General features: G+C 33.5%; 23 protein-coding genes. 13 read left to right on the top strand and 10 right to left on the bottom strand.

What is annotated here, in order from left to right:
• Positions 1–80 precede the first annotated feature (80 nt).
• Entirely contained in the window at positions 81–890 is an 810-nt protein-coding gene (locus EKM77_RS09690) for an SDR family NAD(P)-dependent oxidoreductase (RefSeq protein WP_125593863.1), read from the top strand.
• 70 nt (positions 891–960) lie between these two features.
• On the opposite strand, the gene EKM77_RS10980 is transcribed toward EKM77_RS09690, so the two are convergent.
• From EKM77_RS10980 to EKM77_RS09680, 3 genes are all read right to left on the bottom strand, one after another.
• Positions 961–1,071, bottom strand: coding sequence for a putative metal homeostasis protein (locus EKM77_RS10980; protein ID WP_164507766.1), 111 nt, complete (start codon positions 1,069–1,071; stop codon positions 961–963).
• Positions 1,071–1,970 carry a metal ABC transporter solute-binding protein gene (locus EKM77_RS09685; protein WP_125593862.1) on the bottom strand — a complete coding sequence of 300 codons (900 nt, stop codon included), beginning with the start codon at positions 1,968–1,970 and terminating at the stop codon, positions 1,071–1,073. The genes EKM77_RS10980 and EKM77_RS09685 overlap by 1 nt, the downstream gene beginning before the upstream one ends.
• Positions 1,971–2,168: 198 nt before the next feature.
• Positions 2,169–2,795 carry a CBS domain-containing protein gene (locus EKM77_RS09680; protein ID WP_125593861.1) on the bottom strand — a complete coding sequence of 209 codons (627 nt, stop codon included), beginning with the start codon at positions 2,793–2,795 and terminating at the stop codon, positions 2,169–2,171.
• Between the two features lie 289 nt (positions 2,796–3,084).
• Between EKM77_RS09680 and EKM77_RS09675 the strand changes: the two genes are divergently transcribed.
• The gene (locus EKM77_RS09675) at positions 3,085–3,525 is read left to right on the top strand and encodes a Fur family transcriptional regulator (protein WP_125593860.1); all 441 of its coding nucleotides are present in this window, start codon (positions 3,085–3,087) and stop codon (positions 3,523–3,525) included.
• A gap of 114 nt (positions 3,526–3,639) precedes the next feature.
• On the opposite strand, the gene EKM77_RS09670 is transcribed toward EKM77_RS09675, so the two are convergent.
• Positions 3,640–3,855 carry a hypothetical protein gene (locus tag EKM77_RS09670; RefSeq protein ID WP_164507765.1) on the bottom strand — a complete coding sequence of 72 codons (216 nt, stop codon included), beginning with the start codon at positions 3,853–3,855 and terminating at the stop codon, positions 3,640–3,642.
• Between the two features lie 154 nt (positions 3,856–4,009).
• Between EKM77_RS09670 and EKM77_RS09665 the strand changes: the two genes are divergently transcribed.
• Positions 4,010–4,276, top strand: coding sequence for a hypothetical protein (locus EKM77_RS09665; RefSeq protein ID WP_125593858.1), 267 nt, complete (start codon positions 4,010–4,012; stop codon positions 4,274–4,276).
• 51 nt (positions 4,277–4,327) lie between these two features.
• Here EKM77_RS09665 and EKM77_RS09660 read toward each other — a convergent pair whose 3' ends face one another.
• On the bottom strand, positions 4,328–5,242 hold the full coding sequence (locus EKM77_RS09660; protein WP_125593857.1) for a metal ABC transporter solute-binding protein: 915 nt from the start codon (positions 5,240–5,242) through the stop codon (positions 4,328–4,330).
• 185 nt (positions 5,243–5,427) lie between these two features.
• Between EKM77_RS09660 and EKM77_RS09655 the strand changes: the two genes are divergently transcribed.
• The 4 genes from EKM77_RS09655 to EKM77_RS09640 all read left to right on the top strand — a co-directional run bounded on the left by EKM77_RS09655 (position 5,428) and on the right by EKM77_RS09640 (position 9,074).
• A complete protein-coding gene (locus tag EKM77_RS09655) occupies positions 5,428–6,453 on the top strand; it encodes a sugar kinase (protein ID WP_125593856.1) in 1,026 nt (341 codons plus the stop codon).
• Between the two features lie 169 nt (positions 6,454–6,622).
• Complete coding sequence (locus tag EKM77_RS09650) at positions 6,623–7,480, top strand: GRP family sugar transporter (RefSeq protein WP_125593855.1); 858 nt, start codon at positions 6,623–6,625, stop codon at positions 7,478–7,480.
• A gap of 126 nt (positions 7,481–7,606) precedes the next feature.
• Positions 7,607–8,209 carry a TetR/AcrR family transcriptional regulator gene (locus EKM77_RS09645; RefSeq protein ID WP_125593854.1) on the top strand — a complete coding sequence of 201 codons (603 nt, stop codon included), beginning with the start codon at positions 7,607–7,609 and terminating at the stop codon, positions 8,207–8,209.
• Between the two features lie 22 nt (positions 8,210–8,231).
• Positions 8,232–9,074 (top strand): aldo/keto reductase, encoded by an 843-nt coding sequence (locus tag EKM77_RS09640; RefSeq protein ID WP_125593901.1) that lies wholly within the window; start codon positions 8,232–8,234, stop codon positions 9,072–9,074.
• Between the two features lie 82 nt (positions 9,075–9,156).
• On the opposite strand, the gene EKM77_RS09635 is transcribed toward EKM77_RS09640, so the two are convergent.
• Entirely contained in the window at positions 9,157–9,894 is a 738-nt protein-coding gene (locus EKM77_RS09635) for a sugar phosphate isomerase/epimerase family protein (protein WP_125593853.1), read from the bottom strand.
• 224 nt (positions 9,895–10,118) lie between these two features.
• Here EKM77_RS09635 and EKM77_RS09630 point away from each other — a divergent pair, with 224 nt between their 5' ends.
• Positions 10,119–10,637 (top strand): helix-turn-helix domain-containing protein, encoded by a 519-nt coding sequence (locus EKM77_RS09630; protein ID WP_125593852.1) that lies wholly within the window; start codon positions 10,119–10,121, stop codon positions 10,635–10,637.
• On the opposite strand, the gene EKM77_RS09625 is transcribed toward EKM77_RS09630, so the two are convergent.
• Both EKM77_RS09625 and EKM77_RS09620 read right to left on the bottom strand, forming a co-directional pair.
• Positions 10,634–10,852, bottom strand: a complete 219-nt coding sequence (locus EKM77_RS09625) for a DUF3923 family protein (protein WP_125593851.1) — start codon at positions 10,850–10,852, stop codon at positions 10,634–10,636. The two genes, EKM77_RS09630 and EKM77_RS09625, sit on opposite strands and share 4 nt — an antisense overlap.
• Before the next feature lie 205 nt (positions 10,853–11,057).
• The gene (locus EKM77_RS09620) at positions 11,058–11,522 is read right to left on the bottom strand and encodes a Fur family transcriptional regulator (protein WP_125593850.1); all 465 of its coding nucleotides are present in this window, start codon (positions 11,520–11,522) and stop codon (positions 11,058–11,060) included.
• 207 nt (positions 11,523–11,729) lie between these two features.
• On the opposite strand from EKM77_RS09620, the gene EKM77_RS09615 reads away from it, so the two are divergent.
• From EKM77_RS09615 to EKM77_RS09605, 3 genes are read left to right on the top strand one after another with little or no spacing between them, the layout of a single operon-like run.
• Positions 11,730–12,419 (top strand): VIT1/CCC1 transporter family protein, encoded by a 690-nt coding sequence (locus EKM77_RS09615; RefSeq protein WP_125593849.1) that lies wholly within the window; start codon positions 11,730–11,732, stop codon positions 12,417–12,419.
• Between the two features lie 13 nt (positions 12,420–12,432).
• Positions 12,433–13,137 (top strand): VIT1/CCC1 transporter family protein, encoded by a 705-nt coding sequence (locus EKM77_RS09610; protein ID WP_377728779.1) that lies wholly within the window; start codon positions 12,433–12,435, stop codon positions 13,135–13,137.
• A 56-nt stretch (positions 13,138–13,193) separates the two neighbouring features.
• Positions 13,194–14,030, top strand: a complete 837-nt coding sequence (locus EKM77_RS09605) for a putative RNA methyltransferase (protein WP_125593848.1) — start codon at positions 13,194–13,196, stop codon at positions 14,028–14,030.
• A 68-nt stretch (positions 14,031–14,098) separates the two neighbouring features.
• On the opposite strand, the gene EKM77_RS09600 is transcribed toward EKM77_RS09605, so the two are convergent.
• Positions 14,099–14,368, bottom strand: coding sequence for a metal-sensing transcriptional repressor (locus tag EKM77_RS09600; RefSeq protein ID WP_125593847.1), 270 nt, complete (start codon positions 14,366–14,368; stop codon positions 14,099–14,101).
• 171 nt (positions 14,369–14,539) lie between these two features.
• Between EKM77_RS09600 and EKM77_RS09595 the strand changes: the two genes are divergently transcribed.
• On the top strand, positions 14,540–14,863 hold the full coding sequence (locus EKM77_RS09595; protein ID WP_125593846.1) for a thioredoxin family protein: 324 nt from the start codon (positions 14,540–14,542) through the stop codon (positions 14,861–14,863).
• Between the two features lie 135 nt (positions 14,864–14,998).
• On the opposite strand, the gene EKM77_RS09590 is transcribed toward EKM77_RS09595, so the two are convergent.
• Entirely contained in the window at positions 14,999–16,021 is a 1,023-nt protein-coding gene (locus EKM77_RS09590; RefSeq protein WP_125593845.1) for an LCP family protein, read from the bottom strand.
• 204 nt (positions 16,022–16,225) lie between these two features.
• Between EKM77_RS09590 and EKM77_RS09585 the strand changes: the two genes are divergently transcribed.
• Positions 16,226–17,569, top strand: a complete 1,344-nt coding sequence (locus tag EKM77_RS09585; protein ID WP_125593844.1) for a M20/M25/M40 family metallo-hydrolase — start codon at positions 16,226–16,228, stop codon at positions 17,567–17,569.
• The last annotated feature ends 29 nt before the right edge of the window (positions 17,570–17,598 follow it).

The following is a 17,598-nucleotide window of genomic DNA, read 5'->3' as shown; positions in this document are numbered from 1 at the left end:
CTCCTAAATCATTACATCAATTATAGACTAAAAGGTTTAGAATTTAACTAAACGATTGTTCACTAAAAAGGAGAAAAATCATGACAAAAGTAGCGATTATTACCGGAATTTCATCAGGAATGGGACATGCAGCAGCTCTCTATTTTCATGAAAATGGTTTTGAGGTTTACGGCGGAGCTAGAAGAGTAGAAAGATTGCAAAATCTTAAAGAAGCCGGAATACATACTCAGAAATTAGACGTGACGGATAAAATTTCCTTAAGAGATCTGGTTGATACAGCAGTTGCTGAACAAGGTAGGATCGATGTTTTGATCAATAATGCTGGATATGGTGAATTTGGACCTTTGGAGGAAATTCCAATCGAGAATGCTCAAAAACAATTTGATGTTAATTTATTTGGAGTAGATAGGATCACTAAATTAGTTCTTCCAGTCATGCGTCGTCAAGGATATGGCCGGATCGTTAATATTTCTTCAATTGGTGGAGACGTATACTCACCTTTGGGTGGTTGGTATTATGCAACAAAAGCTGGTCTTAATATGTGGAGTGATTCTTTGGATCTTGAAGTAAAAAAATTCGGTATCCGCTCTGTTATCGTACAGCCTGGTGCGACAAAATCCGAGTGGAGCAAAGTTGCTTTTGATAATGCCAAAAAGAATTTAACTGAAAATTCACCTTATGAACCACTATTTGATAAAGTAGAAAATCTAGTTTCCAAAATGTCTGGTAATACGACTTCGGAGGATCTTGCCAAAGTATTCTATAAAGCGGCAACAGATGTTAAACCTAAACGTCGTTATTTCAATTCCATTACTGATCATGCGGTTGTTGCTTTCGCCAGAACATTGCCAGGAGCATATAAGGGAATTGTTTCTAAGATTATTAAGTAGTAAATATCTGATACTGCTCAAAATAATAAAAGAGCTCAATGATCCAACTTTGGATTATTGAACTCTTTTACTATTTTTTCTTCTTATTACTATTTAAAACTTTTTTTGCACGTCTTCTAGTTTTGATATTCTTTGATTTTAAGCGACGTAATGAACTAGCACGATCGATTTTTTCTGCCATTATTCTACCTCTACTAATATTTTATTAAGTTGTTTATATTGCGACAGCATCCATTCTTTGTAAGTTTTATCGGCTGGTAAAGTTTCAGTTACTTTTAAAACAGGAATGTTATTTTTATTGGCGAGTTTTACTATGTTATCAACAATTTTGCTGTCGGATTGTGAATTATACACTAAAAAAGAGATTTTATGTTCGATAATGCCTTGACGCATATTCTTAACTATTTTTGGAGCTGGATCGGTGCCTTTTTCAATCGATTCTTCAAAACTACTATTTCCGACTTTAAAGCCCATAGAGTCAATAGAATAATCAAAAACAGGTTCACTGACATAGACTTCTTTATTGTTAGTGTTTGCTGCTATTTGTTTTAGCTTTTCTAATTCTGATTGAACTGGCTTTAGTGAGTCAATGTATTCACGAGCATTCTTTTCAAAATAGGATTTATTTTTAGGTTGCTGTTTACCAAGTTCCTTAGCTAAATACTTTGCCAACTTTGGCATTGTCTGTGGATCATACCAAATATGGGGATTGGCACCCATTTTTTTACTCATGACATTTTCACCAACCAAAATTTTCGACGATGAATCATTCTTAGTTAGTTTATTCATCCAAGGATCATATCCTAGACCATTAGCGATAGTTATATCAGCCGTAGAAACGTCTTTAGCTATACCGGTCGTTGGTTCGTAGTCGTGAGGATCAATGCCGGGTTTATTAATGATCGACTGAATGCTGCCTTTATTTCCAACAACTTTTTTAGCTACTTCTCCGTAAAAATCAGTGGTTGTAACGATTTTGATTTTTTCATTATCAGCTTGTTTAGTACAGGCTGTAAAGGTTATTCCTAGGAGAGTCACTCCCGTGATAGTGATGATAAGTTTTAAAGCTTTCTGAAACATGTAAAGTTCTCCTCTAAATAGTAATTATTACTATTAAAGAATATATGAATTTATTGTGAATGTAAATAGTAATTATTATCATTTACGAAATTTAAAAAATAATCTGGAATAAAACATAACCTTTTCCGTGTAAAACGAATAGCTCCAGTAATCTAAAATCAGATTACTGGAGCTATTGGCCTGAACATGTTTTCGTTATTATTCTGTATATTTAATTCCTAATTCGATGAAGTATTCAAAAAGGCGATTCTTAGTTATTTTTCCGACAACTTGTCTGGGATGACCTTTTTTTGTAACGGGAAGAGAGTCAACTTCATGCTTAAAGAGCAGTTTTCCAACTTCGATAATCGACATATCGGAAGTGACGGTTACTAGGTTAGGCATTCTTGTCATCACCATGCTAGCTACCATTGATTCAGTATCGGTATTATTGACCGTTACTGATAGTAAATCTTTACGAGATATTAAGCCTAGTAAGTTTTGTTTATCATCAATAACGTAGAGTGATCCGGAATCTTTTAGAAAAAGGATATTAACACATTCTTGCAGGGTGGTATTTGCTTGAACAAAAATTGGCTTTTTTATTACATTTGAGATATCACTATTGTAGAGTTCATCAAAGTTTATCCCTGATTTGGGCATTTCTGAAAATTCATAACCAACTTTTGGCCGTGATTTTAAAATTTCAGTAGCAGTCAGCAAACGTAGATCCCCGCGAATTGTAGGTACACGAAGATCTAACTTTTCAGCGATTTGCTCACTAGTCATAGGACTTTTTTCTTTAGTCAGTTCTATAATCTGTTTTTGTCTTTTTGTTAGATACATAATATTTCTCCAAAGATATTTTTGGTTGTTCAAAGTTACATTCATTATATATATAATTATATTTACTATCAATATCACGTTATATTTATTTGCTATAATTCGTCTTGAAATTGGTGGATTAACCTTATGAGCTTCTTTGATGTAAATATTTTTATAAGGCTCTACAATAGATTTGAGATAGTTATTAATTCAATGATTATAATTATTATCAAATTTGTATACCGTACAGGTACGTAAATCAGAATCCATTATGTGTTAAACTTAAAAAAATAATTTAGATAGGTGAACTATGTTGAAAGAAGCACTTCAAATATTAAAAGATAATAATTATAAGGTGACTAAACAACGAATTGATTTGATCGACTACTTGAGTAAATATGTTGATAGTTATGTTCAGATCAGTGTTGTAGATGCTTATATGCGATCGTTATATCCGGGTATAAGTCACAATACTGTTTACCGAAATATTAAAGAATTTTCAGATATTGGTTTGGTTGAATATCAGGAGAAAAATAAAACGATGATAAAGTTTCAATGTGACTTTGACCAGCCGCATCATCACCATTTTATTTGTTCTAACTGCGGCAAGGTAATTGAATTAAAAGAGTGTCCTATGGAATTTTTCACTAAACAATTACCTGGCTGTCAAGTTGATACACACGCTATTGAAATTTATGGCCTGTGTCCTGACTGTGTAAATGCACAAAGTAAAAAAACCAAACCTCTTTAATAGAAGTTTGGTTTTTATTTCTTTGTTAAACATTAAAAAGTTTATTAATCGAAATTCTCCATTCTAAAAATCCCCCCAAATAATTTATGCAAAGTAACTACCTGCAAAGGTGTGTTAGATTGATCCTTCGTTGGACTCATCTTTGTGAAAGAAGACTTCAAAGGGAATTTGATAGGCATCGTGAAGTATAATAATTTCCTTTTGAGTGAAGCCTAGATCCTTATTCTTACGGTGAACAGTAGATTTAGATTTCTCTAGCAAGTCTGCAATGTCACTTTGTTTGATGTGATTCATAATACAGAAAGTTTTAAAACACTGATTATCATACATTGCAATCTTTCCTTTGTGGAATATATTTTCCTTCAATAAGGATTACAATTACATATTAAGTTACTTAGTAGAACTTTTCAACATATTTTTTTCGCAAAGTGTCATAATTTACGCTAAAATATCATATATGAAAGGTAGAGGTTATATTTGACAGATGATAACAATCGGAAGATATTTAAAAACTAAAAGATTCTTTTCAGAACTTACATTATTGCAAGTAACTCATATTGCTAAAGATAAATATGGTTACTCTACTTCAACGTCAGTTCTAAGCGCCATCGAAACTGACAAGAATAAGATAATTGATGGTGAACTATTATTTGTTCTATCAGATATTTATGATTTTGACTTAAATGAATTTAAAGAAGTGGTTTTAGGGAATATTAGTAATATTCGCGAACGAAGAAAAAGTAATAAATAGATTCACCTACCCAGATGGTGTTTATTTAAATTACGAAAAAAGAGAGTGGAATTATTTTCCAACTCTCTTTTCTTTTAGAATTTTGTTCAATTGTTTGTATTGAGACAGCATCCATTCTTTATATGTTTTTCCAGATGGCAATGTTTCAGTGACTTTTAAAACTGGAATATTGTTTTTATGAGCTATTTGAACTAAGTTATCGACGGTTTTACTTTGAGCTTGTTCGTTATAGACCAAAAATGAGATTCGTTTGTTCTTTAAACCATCACGCATATCTTTAACTACTTTTGGTGATGGATCGGTACCATTTTCTATGGCTTTTTCAAAGCTTTTATCACCGATCGTGAAGCCCATTGCTTTTATTGAGTAGTCAAAAACTGGTTCACTTACATAAACATCTTTGTTTTTAGTATTTTTAGCAGTTGTTCTCAACTTGCTTAATTCGTTATTAACAGGTTTTAAAGAATCTATATACTTTTGGGCGTTTACCTTGAAGTATTTTTTGTTTTTAGGCTGTTTTTTACCAAGTTCCTTAGCTAAATAATTGGCGTATTTGGGCATGGTTTTAGGATTGTACCAGAGGTGAGGATTGTCGCCACTTTTTTTATCCATAATGTCTTCACCAACTTTAATAAAGACAGCATTACTTGAGTCACTAGATAATTTATTCATCCAAGAGTCGTAACCAATACCGTTGGCTACTGTGATATCAGCGCGACTGACTTCTTTAGCTATTTCGGTAGTTGGCTCATAGTCGTGCGGATCAATGGCGGGATTATTGATTATAGAAGTAACATTTCCCTTATCACCAACAACAGCTTTGGCAACTTCTCCGTAAAAGTCAGTTGTCGTCACGATATTTATTTTGTTACTGTGCTGAGACGTTGGCTTAGAAGAGCAACTGGACAACAAGATACTTAATAATATAAGTCCTAAAGTCAGAATGATTTTCTTTGATTTTTTCATGATTTTTCCTTATTAAATAATACTATCTACATTAAATGATTAGTTAAAATTTGTAAACTGTAATACTTACGGTTTACAAAGTAAAAAAGCTTATTAGTAAAGAAAAGGCTTCCATTGATTGGTAAATAGGTTTTATAATATTACCAAATGATACTTTTAGTTTATGTATAAGAAAGGATATAAAAATGAAAAATGTACTTACATTTGGTGAGATGATGTTGCGCTTAAAACCATCAGCCAATAATAGAATCGTTCAATCTAATGCGTTTGAGGCATCTTATGGAGGTGCAGAAGCTAATGTTGCTGTATCTTTAGCACTTCAAGGAGACTCTGCATCTTATCTAACTAAGTTTCCAGAAAATTCATTAGGCGACACGGCACTAGGAACATTGAGAAAATATGGGGTCAATACTAGTCATATTTTACGTGGCGGACCTAGATTAGGTATTTATTTCTTTGAAAAAGGTGCTAGTGTACGTGGAACATCAGTTGTCTATGATCGTGCTGGTAGTTCTTTAGCGGTTTCTAAAGCAAACGAATATGATTGGGAGAAAATTTTTGAGGGCATAGATTATTTCTATTTTTCAGGTATTACTCCGGCAATTTCTGAAGAACTCCAAAATGCTGTTTTGAGTGCTTGTCAATATTGTAAAGATCATAATATTCAAATTGCTTGTGATATGAACTATCGTGGCAAGATGTGGACGCCACAAGAAGCTCAAGAATTTAGCAAAAAAGTTATGCCATTTGTAAATATTTGTTTAGTACATGATGAAGACTTTGAAGCTAGTTTAGGTATTAAAAGTTTCGATGGCGATATGAGTCGTGGTATTGAACAAAAAGATAGCTTTAAAAATGCTATGAGACAAGTCTATAATCGTTATCCTAATTGTCATACAGTGGCTAGTGTTTTAAGAAATATTTATTCAGTTGAAGATAGCCAATGGTCAGCTTTGTTGCTTAGAGATGGAAAATTCTTTGAAAGTCCTGTTTATAAGGTTCATGTATATGAAGGAGTTGCTGGCGGGGATGCTTTTGGTGCCGGATTGATGCATGGATTTTTGAATGATTATAAAGGGCAAGAACAAGTTAACTATGCGATAGCTGCCAGTGTTTTGAAATTAACTATTGGTGGAGATTTAAATCTCGTTAGCGAACAAGAAATTCGTGACGTTATGAAAAAGGATAGCGCCTCGGCTATGAAGAGATAATCTATAAGACATGTTAAACCACTTCCAAAAATTTCAGTGTTATGATGTATATCATGTATTCATGGTTGTAGTTATTCAAAACAAAGTATATAATTCTTTGGTCTAGACAACTAGAAACCGTAATAGATTAGTTACGTAATTTGAAATTTTTGAAGAAAAGAGTGATTTTTTGGGTGTCTTGTTAGCGCTTATTCCAGCTATTGGATGGGGTATTCAACCTCTTATTGCCAGTAAAGTTGGAGGAAGCCCATCAAACCAAATTTTTGGTACAGGATTTGGTTCTGTAATTATAGGTTTATTTATTTATTTAATGTATGGAAGTGTCACAGGAATTAATTTTTGGATCAGTTTTGGGGCCGGATTCCTTTGGTCATTAGGTCAAGTTGGACAATATATTTCCTTTACCCAAATCGGCGTTACAAGAACAATGCCGATAACAACTGGTTTACAAGTTGTCGGAACTTCATTGATCGGAGTTATAATCTTTGGCGAATGGAGTGGAACGGTTTCTAAGTTAGTTGGTTTATTAGCAATTATTTTAGTTGTTCTTGGTGTTACATTTACGGCTATAACAGATAAGAAAGCTGGTAATTCCGCAAAGGGATCACTAACAAAAGGGCTAGCCGTTTTAGTTCCAACAACTGTTGGTTATTGGGCATATAGTGCTTTACCAAAGGCCGTATCAGCATCAGGTCTGCATTTATTCTTCCCTGAAATGTTAGGAATTTTTGTTGGTGCAGTTATTTATAACTTAGTTATGACAAAAGGTAAGAGCTTTGTACAAAAAGAAAGCTGGCTCAACGGCCTAATTGGACTTGATTTTGGTATTTCTTCATTAGCATATATCTTTGCGGCCCAAGCTGCAGGTGTTGCTTCAGCCTTTGTTATTACACAATTAAACGTTGTTGTTGCTACACTAGGTGGCCTATTGATTTTACATGAGTCGAAAACATCTAGAGAGCTTAAATTTACGCTATCAGGATTAGTATTAATTGTTGTAGGTAGCGTTATGACAGCATTCTTATAAAAAAGTGTTTAAAACAGACACAGTAATCCTTGATTGCTATGTCTGTTTTTTATTCATTTAGTTGACCAGTAGTCATTGACTTTAAGTCAATAAGATATTATTATATTTTTTGAAAGGAATGATCCTATGAATAAACGACAAGAACAGGCTGAGGCAACAAAGGAAAAAATAAAACAAACAACATTGAGATTAATAAAAACTAAAAATTTTTCTGACCTTTCTGTTGAAGACATTACTAAAGCCAGCGGAGTCGCTAAAGGAACTTTTTATCATTATTTCAAAAAGAAAGAAGATATTATCTTACTTTTAGGATTACAATCTTTCGTTCAATTAGAAGATTCTACTTTGCGGTATGAAGAAGGCAACATCAACGAACGTTTACGATATTATTTCATTAATTTTATGAAAATAATTGAAGATCAAGGAATTGAATTAGCTCGCCAATGGTTGAGTTACGTTGTCGTTCCTAAATTATCGGAAAGTAAGTTCTATAAATGGGACACTGACATTGCTGCAATTGAAAAAATCTTAAGAGACGGAATAGATCAGCATGAATTGGCTAAAAATACACCGGTAGACGTAATTGCCAATATTTTAGGAACTGAATTATATGGAATGGTTTCTGTTTGGTGTATGACTGATTCTGAATTTGTACCAAGTGAGTGGACTGGTCGTTTCTGTGATATTCAATTGCCACAATTACTTAAGCCTTATCTAATTGAAAGATAATATAGGAGGATGTTTAATGAATATTCCAACAGTTAAATTAAATAATGGCGTGGAAATGCCAATTGAAGGATTTGGTGTATATCAAGTTTCTGATTTTAATGAATGTAAACAAGCCGTATTAGATGCTCTTGATTCTGGCTATCGAGCAATTGATACAGCACAAGCCTACGATAATGAAGAAGCAGTTGGTGCTGCTCTTAAAGAAAGTAACATAGCCCGTAAGGACATTTTCTTAACAACAAAAGTATGGATTTCAAATTATAGTAATGCTAAAGCATCAGTTGAAGAATCAATGAAAAAATTAGGTGTGGATTATTTAGATTTAGTATTGTTGCATCAACCATTTGCTGATTACTATTCAGCTTATCGCGATTTAGAGGATCTATACAAAGAGGGTAAAATTCGTGCCATCGGTGTATCAAACTTTTATCCTGATCGACTGATCGACCTTGTTTCTAATACAGATGTAGTTCCAGCTATTGATCAAGTGGAAACGCATGTATTCAATCAACAAGTTGAAGCTCAAAAATACATGGAAAAATATAATGTTCAAATTGAGTCTTGGGGCCCATTTGCTGAAGGTAGAAATGATTTGTTCACCAATTCAGTTTTGACAGAAATTGGTAAAAAATATAATAAATCTGCTGCGCAAGTAGCTTTGAAATATTTAACACAGCGCAATGTTGTTATTATTCCAAAATCTGTTCATAAAGAACGTATGCAACAGAACTTAGATTTGTATGATTTTGAGTTAAGCGACGAAGATATGAAGAATATTTTGGCACTAGATACAAAGAAATCATTGTTCATGAACCATGAATCTCCAGAAACAGCTGAAATGTTCATGAATTGGTCGAAGAATTAAGACCGTTATAACGAATGAATTTTAAAGAAAAATCGGGTACTAGCAGAAAATTATAAAAGTTTTCTACTGATACCCGATTTTCTTATACGCTTTGTTCGATTGCGTCTTGAACAAGTTTGAATTCACTCTTTAATTCTTCTAGTGTCATTGGATATTCGATTGCAACAGGAATATCTGGTGTAACGGCGTTGATCAAATTCTTCCAGTTTGTAGCACCTTTATCTAAAAGAACAGTACCTTTATTTTGAATATTCTTTAGATGAAGGATCGTCACATAACTGCTTAATTTATCCATAGCTTTTTCAGGATCTTCATTGATCCAGTACCAGTTACCGGCATCAAATGTGTATCCGATTGGTAATCCAGCTTGTTTGATTTCTTTGTTGATCTCTAAGACATGATCCATATGGCCATGTTCATTTTGTTCGTTTTCAATAGTTAGTTGAACGTCGTAGGGTGCTAAAGTATTTTTCAATTCAGCTACTAATTCATCGTTTAGAGTATCTATTTCGCCTAGACTGATTTTTAATGATCCAATTGAATATTTTTTGGCAAGGTCAAGGTAAGAAGTTAAGTTTTCATTGATCTTGTTTTCTACAAAGAGTTGTTCGGGGATTGAAAAGTATAAGAGCCAGTTCTTTGATTGAGCTAAATCTTTTAAGGCAGTCAATTCTTGGTCACGATCCTCACCAAAGAATTCGCCACGAACTTCCACACCATCAATACCTAGGTCAGTGATTTTTTTGATCATATCTAATTGTGATGATCCGTTCTTTACATCTTTTTCAAATACAGCTGTATTAACCAAAATCTTTGTCATTGTAATTCCCTCCAAATTGCTTGATAAAAAGTTAATAGACTAACTTTATACCAAGAAAATACAGTTGTAAACGTTTTCATCAAAAACGGTTTAGTTTTCGTGAAAAATTTCTCAATCATAAACTTTTTTAGCAATTATTACGTTACATTGCCCAATGCAACCACAAGGTGCTATCCTTTTTAAGGCGATTTCACGTAAACTTTAATTATTAAAAGGAGAGAATTATGCAAATAGGTGAACAGTTACAAAGACAGCGTAAAGAACATGGAATGTCACAGGAAACTTTGGCAAAGAAACTTCATATTTCAAGACAATCAATTTCAAAATGGGAAAATGGAACTTCTCTACCTAGTTTTGCTAACGTCGTTGCGATCAGTGAACTATTTGAAATCTCTCTGGATGAATTAATCAAAGGAGATGTGGAACTTATGGATCAATTTGAACACAGTACAAAAATCAATAAGGCATACATAATTACCATTACAAGTATCGTTTTAGCAATCGTTGCGTTTGTATTTTCCAATAATGTTTATTCAATTTCTCAATCAACTTTGGAGAATGTTTTATTTCTTCCTTTAATGGCTAGTTTTATTTGTTTAATGTTTAGTATCGATTGGAGAGCATTAGAAAAGGCCATTAACAAATGGACAATGTTGTTTGGAATAATCTGGTTAACATTGTTGTTATGGCCTTCGTTTTATGATTTTATTGGTGGTTTTGTAGCAGGTTGGAATGCTCACTAGTGCGGTGTCTTATTATTCAACAATAGGTTGTAAACAGTGTAAGCTACGGTTTGAACAATAGCGATTAGAATGAATATTCCAATCCAAACTACTAAACTACCTAATTTCAATGTTGCTTGATCGTTTGATTTGGGAATTGCGTTAATAAAAATAACAACTGTTCCGATGGCAAATATCACGATCCAGACTAAACTTAAAATGTGCCACTTTGACATAATGATCCCTCTATTTAATTAATTTGTTTATTATTTAAATTGTAATTCATGATAATAAAAAGACAACTCGATATATTTAAATTGTAATTTTGATGGTTATCTTTTGATAAAAAATTAATCAGGTGTAACAATAAGGCCATTAAACTATTGGGAGTTTAATCAATGTATCTAAAAAAATAAAGCTGAGGGATAATTTCCCTCGGCTTTATTTTTTTTGCTTTATACCAAGTTTTACTTGGCATTCAGGACATAATCCATAAACTTCCATGTGGTTTCCAGAAATCATATATCCTGAAATATCAGCTGTTTTTTCTTCGAGGGCTTTTTCGTCTTTATCAAAACCAGGGTAAGTGACATCGACGATTTTACCACAGTTAGTACAAATGGCATGATAGTGCGGTGTGCCAAAGTAATCATAGTGAGTACTACCATCGCCGTTTTGCAATTCAACTACTAAACGGTGATCGACGAAAGTATTCAAAGTGTTATATATCGTTGAGGAACCCATATTCGGAAGTTCTTTGCTTAGAGCATCACGAATGGTTTCAACTGTTGGATGGTTATGATGGCTGGCAAGATAAGCCAAAATGATGTGACGCTGTGGAGTGACACGAAGTTTGTGATCCTTTAGAACTTTTAAAGTATCCTCCATGACAGAGCTATTAGTCATAAGCAATCTTCCTTTCTAGTTTGGAATCATTACAAGTTAATTATAATACCTATCTAATAAAAATATCAATTATTGATTCTTATTGGAATAAATTTAGGAATATATTCATAAATGTTTACTTTCAACTAAAATTGATTTATCATGTACTCGTTACTAGATGAGAATCATTCCAACTTAGAAATGATTTCAAACAAGGAGTGAGCAAAAATGCAAAAAGCTAAAAAGACGAGAAGTTTAGCTGAAAAAATAAATGTCATGCGTGCCAGTGTTATGGGGGCAAATGACGGCATCATTTCAGTTGCTGGTATTGTTATTGGTGTTGCTGGTGCTGGTAGTAACAACTATGCAATTTTTCTAGCCGGTATTGCAGGGATGCTAGCTGGTACTATCTCTATGGCGATGGGGGAATGGGTTTCAGTTAGTACTCAACGTGATAGTGAGAAGCGTGCTATCGAAAAAGAATCCGCTGCCTTAGATGGTAATTATGATGGAGAATTTGAATTCATCAAAAATAAATATCAAAAAACAGGAATTTCAGAAGCGCTTGCTCTAAAAGCTACCAAAGAAATGATGGGTGACGATCCGTTAGATGTTGCTGTACGTGAACGTTTTGGATTCAATCCTAAGGAAGAAACAAGTGCGATCGCTGCCGCTATTGCTTCGATGATTTCATTTCCGACCGGATCGATTTTACCGTTAGTTTCGATTACGTTATTTCCTGCTAATATACGTGTGTTTGCGACAGTCATTGCTGTTGTTATCGCATTGGTCATTACTGGATACACAGCCGCATATCTGGGCAATGCTAATAAGTTAAAGGCAGTCTTTAGAAACGTGGTTTCAGGATTATTAACGATGTTTGTAACCTATTTGATAGGTACATTGTTCGCACATTAAAGGAGTGACAAGAATGATGAAGGCAGTAAACTTTCCTAAGCAAAAAAAGAGTAAGAAAACAATGGCAGAGCGCTCCAATACATTACGTGCTGGAGTTTTAGGATCAAATGACGGTATCCTTACTGTTGTTGGGGTACTATTTTCAGTTGCCGTTGCAACAACAAACCATTTTACGATCTTTATCGCTGGCCTATCTGATCTTATTGCATGTGCTTTTTCAATGGCTTCTGGCGAATACGCATCAGTTAGCTCCCAAAAGGATACAGAAAAAGCAGCTATTGAAAAAGAACGTGAATTGATCAAATCAGATTTTCAATCTGAACTAAACGTTGTGGCAAATTATTATGTTGATAGAGGGGTTTCTAAGGAAACTTCATTAGATATTGCCAAAGAATTGATGAAAAAAGATGCTCTAGGAACAGTTGTTAAAGTTAAATATGATTTGGATCTAGGTCATTATATGAATCCGTGGGATGCAGCCTTTTCTTCACTAGTTGCAGCATCTTCAGGTGGTATTTTCCCACTAGTTGCGATGACTTTCTTGCCAGTATCAATGCAGTGGCCAGGAACTATTTTAGCGGTTACGTTATCAGTTGCTTTGACAGGATTTTTAAGTGCTAAATTAGGTGATGGATTAGTTAAAACTGCTATTATCAGAAATGTTATTGTTGGTATTATTACTATGATCATTCACTATTCAGTTGGATTGATGTTGTAATTTAAAAGTTTAGCTATGATAAAATTAAGTTACTATATAAGAATTCAGGTAACTCAATGAATAAAGAAAAATTAATTAGATTTAAGGATAGTAATGATTTTTTTGTTTGCCCAATTTGTAATGAAAAATTAAGTTTAGAAAATACGAGTTTGGTTTGTTCTAATGGACATAATTTTGATATTGCTAAACAAGGTTACGTCAACTTTCTTTTGAATATGAAGCAGCAAAAAAATTACGATAAAGCTAACTTTGAGAATCGTGGCTTGATTTTAAAAGATGGTTTATATGATCATATTTTAAATAAAATAATCGAGATCATTAAAAATTTATCAATTGAAACTATACTGGATGCTGGTTGTGGTGAAGGTTATTATTCTCGTGAAATTCAAACTCAACTGGATAAGACTGTATTGGCGTTTGATATCTCTAAAGATTCTGTCCAACAGGCAGCTAGAAATGATGCGAATAATTCTGTTAAATGGTTTGTCGGGGATTTAGCAAACTTGCCGATAAAAGATAATAGTGTTGATAGTATTTTAGATATTTTCTCTCCAGCTAATTATCATGAATTTCACCGTATTTTAAAGAATAATGGCTATTTAATAAAAGTTATTCCTGGAGAAAAACATTTAACTGAATTGAGACAACAAGCAAGCGAGTATCTTAGAAGTGAAAGTTACTCTAATCAGAAGGTATTAAGTTATTTTGAAGAACATTTTCAAGTTGTCGATGAGATCAATGCCACAAAGACATATTCAGTTTCTGAAGACGAGAGGACGGCCTTTATCAATATGACTCCATTACTTTTCAATGTAGATAAATCTAAAGTAGACTGGTCCACTGTGACGAAAATTACCGTTGATTCTAAGATATTGATCGGTAAAAATATTTAACTAAAAAATCGAATATCTGCTAAAAACTTATTTCAAAAGTTTTTGCGGATACTCGATTTTAAATTATTTTATTTAGTTTTGAGCAATAGTTCTAGTGATGTTTGTAGATCGGTCAGCTGTTGTTCATTAACGCAGTTAACGTTTTTACGAATATTTTGAGCTATAACTTGTTTCATAGCTTTATCAACTCCGGATTTTACAGCCGATAATTGAACTAAAACTTCATCACAAGGTCGCCCATCGTCCATCATTCTTAAAATACCATCTAATTGTCCGCGGGAGCGTTTGATCTGACTAGTTATTTTTTTACTGGCTAGTTCTTCAGTTGGTTGAGACATATCGGCCTCCTTTTAAAATTAATAACATAGATATTATACCCAGACGGGTATCGTACATCAAATTATATGCTGATAGGTCCTTTTTAAAGGAGAATCAAAATAATTGCTAAAAATTACCCTAGGGGGTATATTACTTATATAAGTAAGATGGTAAAAAGGGGAGACTTGCAAATGAGTAATATTAAAGAAATTTCTGACAAGACTTTTAATGATGAGACAAGCACTGGTTTAGTAATTACCGATTTCAACGCTGACTGGTGTCCTCCATGTAAGATGATGAATCCAATTTTGGAAAAGTTATCTGCAAATGATCAATTAGGTGATAAGATCAAATTCACATCAATGAACGTTGATAAGAATCCTAAGACACCTAATAACTTTGGCATTCAAGGTATTCCTACATTTATCGTTAAAAAAGACGGTGAAGTAGTTGGCAGAATGGTTGGTTATCAACCAGAACCTAAGTTCCGTAAAGCTTTGGAACAGTATATGTAATTTGTGAGAGAGTGCAGTTAAACATGTTCAGCTTTCGAGCATTAAGGCAAATAAGGAGATGTGACGAAAGTCACATCTCCTTATTTGTTTTAAGCGGAAAAAGCTATGTTTAACTGCACGTTTAAGCTGCATATTTTAGTAAGTAGAATTAGTATAATAAGTCTTATCTAATCCGTTAGTATTGTAATCAGTATTATCTGGATCATTGAAGAAATCAGCATTCAATTTATTCAATTTTGTTTCAGTATTTGAAATAGTTTCAGTATCCAACCCAAGGTTTTTCCGTAATTTGTCTGATCCATCTTGTAATACTTTTGTCGGTAAAATTTGATAAGAACTACCATTTATCCAAGCTGACTGGCCTTGTAATTGATACGATTTGATCTTTTTACCACTGCTATTGTATTTCATGGGCAATTCTTCTAATTGTTTATCAGTAAAATCGGTACTTATATCTGGACCCAATTCTTTAATTAATTTAGGTAGTTTAACCAAATATTTTGGTTGAGCTATTTTTTTTGCAACAGCTTTTAAAACTTGTTGCTGTCTGATTTGTCTTCCGTAGTCGCCAAGTGGATCTTCATAACGCATTCTGACATATGTCAAAGCTTCTTTACCATTGATATGGTGAGTACCTTTAGGAACGGTAATGCCATCGTAACTGACTGCTAAATCTGATTTAACAGTGACACCTCCGACAAAGTTCACAGTTTTTTTAAGAGCCCCCATATTGATCGCAACACTGTAATCAACAGGAACATTTAATAAATCGCTGACGGTATTTTTTGCCATATTTGACTTGCCAATATTGTAGGCGGCGTTTATTTTCTGCATATTTTTTGTTTTATCTCCTACCATTACTGCCAAGGCGTCTCTAGGAATGGAGTAAATGATAGTTTTGTGTGTTTTAGGGTTTAAAGAAAGCAGCATCATAGTATCTGAATTACCACGATCGATTCGACCATCTGCCCCAGTATCGGCACCTAAAAGTAAAACAGAAATTGGTTTTCCCTGATCAACCTTTTTAGAAACACTATTTTTATTAGTATCGACAGATTTTAAGGCTTCCTTATTTTGATAAATATAAATCCCAAAGACGATTGCTAAGATGACTATTACTATGCCTATAACAATCATAAAACGTTTAAAAATTTTCATAAAATACCTCGAAGTTTAAGCTTAATAGTTTATTATAATATAATTACTAAATAATACAAGGTAGTTGAATCTATACGATTTCCTATACTATTTCATCTTTATTAGTTAAATACAAATAGAAAGCTTGATACTTTTTTGACTAGTTCACTGTTATTAAAAAGGTCTACAATGATACTAATATTAGGTTGAGAAGGAGGAGATCATTTGGTTTCAAGAGATAGTTTCATTAAAGACAATAAGCCTGAGTTTGAAAATTTATTTAAAAAATTGATTGGACTTAAAGGTGTCAGTGCCACAGGCGAAGGTATCAACGAAACGATTGTATTATTACAAGAAAAATTAAAGGATTTGGGAGCTCATGTAGAAGTAATTCAAACTGCAGGATCACCTACCATTTTGGCCGAGATCGAAGGTCAAAGTGATCGTACAGTTTTGTTTTATGGCCATTACGACGTTATGACGCCAGGAATTGAAGCTGACTGGGATACAGATCCGTTTACATTGACAAAAAAGAACCATCGTTTTTATGGACGTGGAGCAGGTGATAATAAGGGTCAGTTACTGGCTCAAATATTAGGACTATATGTCTATAAACAATTGAATGGCGGCTTTCCATTTAATATTAAGTTTTTAATTGAGGGTGAAGAAGAACAAGGTAGTAAAAATTTGCCATTTACGGTTAAGAAATTAGCTGATAATAAATTAAAAGATGTTGATTTAGCAATTGTCGTCGATGGATCTTTTAATCAATCAGGACAACACGTCTTAAGACTTGGTAACCGCGGTGCTCTAGGATTTCAAATTACTGCTAAAACAGGTACACAATATAATCATTCTGGCAATTTAGGCAATATTATGAAAAATCCAGTCGTAATTTTGATGGAATTATTACAAAAAATATATGACTTTGAAAGCGATAAAGTTTTGATCCCAGGCTTTTACGATGGAGTGGAAGATCCAAGTAAAACTGAAATCAACTGGATGAAACAATTGCCTTATGATAAAAAATCAATTTCTGAACAAACTGGTGTTAAAGGGTTGCCAGATACTGGATTGGAATATTATCAAAAATTAATGTTCCGACCTACTTTTAATATTTCCGGGATCAATGCTGGATATACTGCTAAGGGGATGAAGTCGATCATTCCTCATGAAGCAATTATGAAAGTAGAAACAAGATTAGTCGGCAAACAAAATATTCAGGAGATTCAAATTGGAATCAATAATTTGCTGCAAAACGAGATTGATAATGGTGATATAAAGGTTAAATATCTAGTTCAAGTTCCACCATGTAAGACGATCTCTAGTGATACACATATTGAATCACTCGTTGAATCAATTAAAGCCGCGACTGGATCAGGTCTTATCGAACCGACAATGCCCGGGACCGTTCCTAACTATGTCTGGTCGGATATTTTAAAAGTACCGGTATTTACAATTCCTTATGCTAACTTTGATCAGCGTAATCATGCACCAAACGAAAATATTACTGAAAAAGCTTTTTATGACGGGATTAAAATTTCTTATGAATTGTTGAAACATCTTTAGAGCGTGAAATAAGGCAGAGGCCAAGCTTA

This window comes from Companilactobacillus baiquanensis (assembly GCF_003946605.1).
Lineage (GTDB): Bacteria > Bacillota > Bacilli > Lactobacillales > Lactobacillaceae > Companilactobacillus > Companilactobacillus baiquanensis.
The sequence above is the reverse complement of the archived record's forward strand: the minus strand, read 5'-3'. Positions and strand labels throughout refer to the sequence as shown.